Annotated in this window: 2 protein-coding genes; one reads left to right on the forward strand and one right to left on the reverse strand. The window is 70.0% G+C overall.

The genetic code is table 11. The annotated features are described in order from the left end of the window. The first annotated feature begins 215 nt into the window (after positions 1 to 215). Entirely contained in the window at positions 216 to 998 is a 783-nt protein-coding gene (locus IE185_RS32800) for an IS5 family transposase (protein ID WP_138899499.1), read from the forward strand. Here IE185_RS32800 and IE185_RS32805 read toward each other — a convergent pair. Further along, the coding region (locus IE185_RS32805; protein WP_308432854.1) for a hypothetical protein at positions 964 to 1,515 on the reverse strand (552 nt) is incomplete at its 5' end. The two genes, IE185_RS32800 and IE185_RS32805, sit on opposite strands and share 35 nt — an antisense overlap.

Raw genomic sequence — 1,515 nt, forward strand, 5'->3', positions numbered from 1 at the left:
GGGTGATCTTCTGGCTGGCTGGGCATGAGAGCGGGGCCTCCCGCACAGCTCGTGGGTGTCGAATCCAACCGAGCAACAGGAGGCCCCTGGTGCTGCAGTCTTCCGTGCCGACGCCGATGTCGTCCAACTCGGCACCCCCGACGTGTGATTGCCTCGCTCACCGGTTCGGGAACGCCGGGGACCGGCCGTACAGGCGCCCGAGGTATCCGTCCGACATGAGCGACGCGGAGTGGGCGGTCGTACGCGACACGATGCCGGTCCCCAGCTGGTTGGAGGGCCGCGGCGGACAACCGGAAAGCTATTGCCACCGGCAGATGGTCGACGCGGTGCGCTACCTGGTCGCGGGTGGCATCACCTGGCGGGCGATGCCCGCGGACTTCCCCGCGTGGGACCGTGTCTACGCCTTCTTCCGGCGCTGGCGGGACAAGGGTCTGGCCGCCGAGTTCCACGACCGGCTCCGCGACCGGGTCCGCGAGGCTGCGGGCCGCGATCCGGAGCCGACGGCGGCCGTCATCGACGCGCAGTCGGTGAGGGGAGCCGCATCGGTGCCCGCCGCGACCAGGGGCTTCGACGGCGGAAAGAAAGTCAACGGCCGCAAGCGACACATCGTGGTGGACACCCTCGGACTGCTGCTGACCGTGATGGTGACCGCGGCCTCGGTCACCGACCGGGATGCGGGGCAGACCTTGCTGGTCCGGCTGCGTGAGCGGCACTGGCGCGTCACACGCGTGTGGGCCGACGGAGGCTATACCGGGCGCCTGGTCGACTTCTCCCGCAAGGTCCTGCGCGTCGCCCTGACGGTGGTCAAACGCAGCGACGACACCAGCGGCTTCACCGTGCTGCCGAAGAGATGGCTGGTGGAGCGCACGTTCGCCTGGCTGATGCACTCACGCCGACTGGCCCGCGACTACGAGACGCGCACCGACACCTCGGAAGCGGTGATCCGATGGTCGATGAGCATGGTCATGAGTCGCCGACTCGTGCGACGGGCACGCTGAACAGCCCTGGACGTTCCTCCGCCAGCCAGCCCCGCGCGGCCAGCCGCTTGGCTTTCGACCGCACCCCTTCCACCTTCGCCGGGACCGGCTCCAGCCCGACTGCCGCCGCGAGTTGCCGGCAGTCCATCGCCTCCCCGTGCGTCCCGTTCCCACTGGCCAGGACGTCCATGATCTGCTGGTAGTCCGGCGCGAGAACGGTCGGGGCAAGACCTTCCTGCCAGTGCGGCACCACCGAACCGGGCACCGCCGCCGTGACCTGCACTGGCCGTTCGCCGGCCACCACGACTGGCGCGACAGGCTCGCCACCGCGAGGCTCCGCCAAAACCTCGCCCACCGTCTCACGGGCGATCACGAACCGCTCCCACACGGCCTCGGCCTCCCGCAGCTCGGCCTGAAGCGCCTCCACCCGCTGCCGAGCGGCGCGTTCACGCTCCTCCAGCAACCCCATCACCGACGGCATCCCGGCACCTCCACCGAAGAGACGACACAACACCTCGTCCCTGCCGCCGAAACACCC

The sequence above is a fragment of the Streptomyces chryseus genome, from assembly GCF_014650755.1.
Classification (GTDB): domain Bacteria; phylum Actinomycetota; class Actinomycetes; order Streptomycetales; family Streptomycetaceae; genus Streptomyces; species Streptomyces chryseus.

Excerpts from the sequence above, each read along its gene's own strand:
- IE185_RS32800 (WP_138899499.1), top strand. The coding sequence starts at position 216 with ATGAGCGACGCGGAGTGGGCGGTCGTACGCGACACGATGCCGGTCCCC.